This is a genomic window from Henriciella sp. (assembly GCF_049649345.1).
In the GTDB taxonomy this organism is placed as follows: domain Bacteria; phylum Pseudomonadota; class Alphaproteobacteria; order Caulobacterales; family Hyphomonadaceae; genus Henriciella.
Genome location: NZ_JBARZC010000649.1, coordinates 1 through 4628, shown reverse-complemented (window position 1 = coordinate 4628; position 4628 = coordinate 1). Strand labels below are relative to the sequence as shown.

3 protein-coding genes are annotated in these 4628 nt (G+C 62.4%); 2 read left to right on the top strand and 1 reads right to left on the bottom strand.

Features of this window, described 5'->3' with window-relative positions; all coding sequences use genetic code 11:
• On the top strand, window positions 1-1949 hold a 1949-nt coding region (locus WA989_RS17820), incomplete at its 5' end, for a hypothetical protein (protein WP_424341815.1).
• Window positions 1950-2119: 170 nt separating this feature from the next.
• On the top strand, window positions 2120-4360 hold the full coding sequence (locus WA989_RS17815) for a TonB-dependent receptor (protein WP_424341814.1): 2241 nt from the start codon (window positions 2120-2122) through the stop codon (window positions 4358-4360).
• A gap of 56 nt (window positions 4361-4416) precedes the next feature.
• Here the strand turns inward: WA989_RS17815 and WA989_RS17810 are convergent.
• A partial coding sequence (locus tag WA989_RS17810; protein ID WP_424341813.1) for a hypothetical protein occupies window positions 4417-4628 on the bottom strand: 212 nt, incomplete at its 5' end.

Below are 4628 nucleotides of genomic sequence, written 5' to 3'. Positions count from 1 at the left end.
CCGTGATGACGGCCCAGAACAAGATCGACTGGGTCGAAAAGGACAATGGCGAAGTCATTTACGCCACCGAAGGCTATGTTGTCCGCCTGACGGCCGAGCCGCCGCGCGTCCTGCTGACGACGGAGTCAGGCAAACCGCTCGAAGATGCAACGACCACATTGCTGAAAAGCGCACCGCACGCCGATGGCGGCACTTATGGCGATGTCGTCGCCTCCATTGCACGCCAGGCCTACCGCGAAGCGCGCGGCACAGAAGACGCGATCAACACGCTCCTCGCAGGCCTGTCCGAGGAGGCAGACACCGAGACGGATGCATCCGCTGAGGCGGAGACAAAAGATGAGACCGAGCCGGCTGCCGACGTAGCGGCCGTTTCTGCTGAAGCCCTGCCAGAAGAAGCGTTCGAGGACGCAGGCGACGACACCGAAATTCTCGCATCAGGCGAAATCGCATCTGGCGCAGCGGATGAGACCGAAGAGGATGTGACGAGCGTTGAACCGGTTGAAGAGAGTGACGCCGGGCCTGCCGCAGAAGAGGACCTTGTCGACGCCAGCGTGCCTGAAGCGGCCCTGCTCGGCGACACACAGAGCGACTCTTCAGAATCGACGCAGACTGGTTCCGACCAACTCGAAGACGATGCGCCGGTTGAGGATGAAGATGATGTCAGCGGCGCGGTTGCCCGGCTCGCCGGCGAAGTGAATGCCGCAAGCGCCGATGGTCCGGCGCCGGAACCGCAGGCAGACGCCGCTGAACAGACGGCGGAACAGGCCTCAGCTGATGCGGATGAGCCGGAGGCGGAAGATCCCTCAGCCGACCCAGTTGAGCGAGAGGCCGCGGGCGCCGCCAACGCCACAGATGAGAATGCACAGGCCGAACCAGCTCCGGCAGAAGACACCGATACAGAGGCCGATGCCGATTCGCCGTCGACAGAGTTCCCGTCTTTCTCGGTCATGCCGGACCATGGACAGAGTTTCGACATTGAAGACGACGAAACCGAGCAGAGTGTCGATACGCTCGCCCAGTCCGACCTGCCAGCCGATGCGCCGGAGGATGCGACACTGGGAGAGGTCACTGAGGCCGCTGAAGAGCTTGCAGACAATTCAGAAGAAACCGGCGGCGCGGTCGACGAAGCCGACACCTCCGACGAGATGAGTGTTTCTGCTGAAGCCAGCGATGCGGAACCTGAGGCCTCCGATGACGCCCCCGCCGAGCCGGCAATTGAAGACGCCGCGGGTGATTACACCGCGCCGCGCTATGTGCCCTTCGGCGCAGGCGGCCTTGCCGTGGCGGGCGCGGACCTGTCGGCTGAGGCGCCGCCAACCGAAGACGATGTATCCTCAGAACTCGGCGCTGCCTCGACAGGCATGACCCTGCCGGATGAGGCCGTCGAGGCTGAAGATACCGCTGCCGCGACCCAGCCAGACGATACCGTCGCAGCCGAGCCAGCCAGCGCGCCGGACCCAGCACCAGCGGCTGAGGCAGATGTGCCGGAAGACGTCGTCGCGGTTCAGACAGACCAGACAGACGAAGCGCCGCCTCAGCAGCCTCCTGTGTCGAATGTCATGTCGATCAACACGTTCAGCGCCGGCCTCGGCTTCGGTGCAAGATCGACCGGGTTCACGCCATCTTCGCCCAGAGAGCCTGGCAGCGGTGGGCAGGACGAGCAGGTCACACGCTCGCCGGTCGTCATCGACGCCACAGACGACTATCCGGCCGATTTCCGCGAGCCGCCCATGGACGAAACCCCGGAGGTTGCCGTTGAAGAGGGCAATGATAGTTTCCTGACCAGCCCCGCCGAAACGCTGGAATCGGTAAGCGAGACGCCGGAGAGCGAGCCAGGCACGCAAACCGCCGAGGCGTCGCCGGAAACCGCGCCCGAACCGGCGGAAGAGGAAACCGCAGAAGAGAGCGAACCTGTCCGCCCGAAGACACGGTTCAATCCCTGGACCTGACGACCGGCTTAAATTTGTTGCAGTGCCGCAACAGAAATGTGCGCGGGCCTTTCAACCTCCGCGAAAACAGCATGTTTTGCTTGCCATGACCGGCTCCCTCACGGTTCAAGAGCGGTAAGGGCCGGCCGGTGAGCGGCGGGCGCGAATGCCTCTCCACAGGAATGGTCCGCATGTCCCTCAAAACGATTCTTGCCGCCAGCTCGGCGTTCTGCGCTGCTGGCCTGCTCTTCTCGGTGTCAGCGCACGCCCAGACCGCGCCGGACGCCGAAGCGCGCCTGGCGCCAGTCACCGTGACCGCCCAGCGCGTCGAAGAAGACCTGCAGGACGTGCCGATCTCGATGACGGTGGTCGATGGCGAAAAACTCGACGTCCTGAAATCGGGGGGCGCTGATGTGCGCTTTCTCTCGGCGCGTGTGCCGAGTGTCATCGCAGAAAGCTCTTTCGGACGCGCCTTCCCACGCTTCTACATTCGCGGCATCGGCAATACCGACTTTGACCTTAATGCCTCTCAGCCGGTCTCGCTGGTCTATGACGATGTGCCGTACGAAAACCCGATCCTGAAGGGCTTCCCGGTCTTCGATCTTGAGAATATCGAAGTGCTGCGCGGGCCGCAGGGCACGCTGTTTGGCCGCAACACACCCGGCGGCATCATCAAGTTCGACAGTGTGAAGCCTGGCGACGAGACGACCGGCTATATTCGCGGCTCGATCGGCTCCTACAATACCCAGGAAGTGGAAGGTGCGATTGGCGGGCGCCTCAATCCGGCCGTGGCCATGCGCGTCTCGGGCCTCTACCAGCACCGCGACGATTTCGTCGACAACGCCTTTACCGGCGAGCCCGACCAATATGAGGGTTTCGACGAATATGCCGGCCGCTTCCAGATCCTGCTGACCCCGTTCGACGACACGTTCTCTGCCCTGCTCAACCTGCATGCGCGCAGCAATGACAGCTCGGCGCGCCTGTTCCGCGCCAATGTGATCACGCAGGGCCAGCGCGGCCTCAATGACAGCTTCGACTTCGACACGGTTTTCTATGACGGGCGCAACTCGCTCGAACAGGAGACCTGGGGCGCAACGCTGAAGGTCGAGAAAGAGCTCTCCGATACGCTGACCCTGACCTATGTCGGCGGCTATGAGACGGCGGAAGTCGATTCGGTTGGTGATATTGACGGTGGCTTTGGTGCAGCCTTCCTTGGCGAGGGAAATTTCGGCCCGGGTGTCATCCCCTTCCCGTCCGAGACTGGCGGCAAGGTCAATGACCTCACCCAGATCACCAATGAAATCCGCCTCTCTTATGATGATGGCGGCGCGCTGCAGGCGCAGGGCGGGGTCTTCCTGTTCGACGAAGAGCTGTCCATCTCATCGGTCAGCTATGACTCACTGTCGCCCGGCGCGCCGCTCAACGGCCTCGCCACACGCGACGGCGACACAAATAGCGTCGGCGTCTTTGCGTCGGTCTCCTATGACCTCACCGATCAGCTGACCGTTTCGGGCGGTGCCCGCTACACGGACGAAGAAAAGACGTTCAGCGTCGCGCGCCAGCTCAGCCCGGCCGGGGCCGGACCGATCGGCCCGATCTCCGGCGAGGTCTCCGATGGCCAGGTGAGCTGGGATATCTCCGCCAATTATGAGGCGAACGACGCGGTAAACCTCTATGGCCGGATTGCCCGCGGCTTTCGTGGTCCGTCCATCCAGGGCCGCCTGGTTTTTGGTGACACCGTCTCCATCGCTGACAGCGAGAGCGTGATTTCCTATGAAGCCGGCATCAAATCCGAGCTTCTAGACAATCGCGTCCGTGCCAATGCCGGCGTCTTCTATTATGAGCTGAAGGACCAGCAGCTCACAGCCGTTGGCGGCCAGGACAATACGGTCGCCCTGTTCAATGCAGACAAGGGTGAAGGCTATGGCTTCGAGACCGATATCGAAGCGGCTGTGACAGAGAACTTTCTCGTTACGGCGGGCCTTTCCTACAACAAGACGGAGATCAAGGATGCCGGCCTCCTGATCCCGGTTTGCGGTGCGCCCTGCACCGTGACCGACGCGGTTGATCCTGTCTCAGGCGCAGCGTTTGTTGACGGCAATGCCTTCCCGAATGCCCCCGAATGGATTGCTAATGTCACAGCGCGCTACGCCATCCCGTTCGAGGGCGGCGAGCTCTACGCCTACACAGACTGGGCCTATAAAGGCGAGACCAACTTCTTCCTCTATGAGTCAATCGAGTTTGGCGAAGACGGTTACTGGACGGGCGGCCTGCGCGCTGGCTGGCAGGGCAACAATGGCGTCGATCTCGCAGTGTTTGGCCGCAACATCACCGATGAGGAACGCCTCGAAGGCGCGATCGACTTCAACAACCTCACAGGCTTCGTAAACGAGCCGCTGACCTGGGGTGTGGAGATCGGCTACACATTCTAGCTATCTGAATTCAGCCTCAATTGATCAGGCCCGGCGATGACCTCGCCGGGCTTTTTCTATCCCGCGGCCCCAATCACCCGCACCCGTACACTGGCTTCGCGCCCGGCCTCATCGACCGCGCTGACCTTGTAGAATCCGGAGGCCTCCGGCAGCCAGACCGGCAGGCCTGCATCGTCGGTCGGGCAAGGCTCGCCATCGATGAACCAGTTGAGCGCGCCCTCACCCCGCCCGGCGAGCACGAATGGACGCGGCGCATCTCCATTCACAG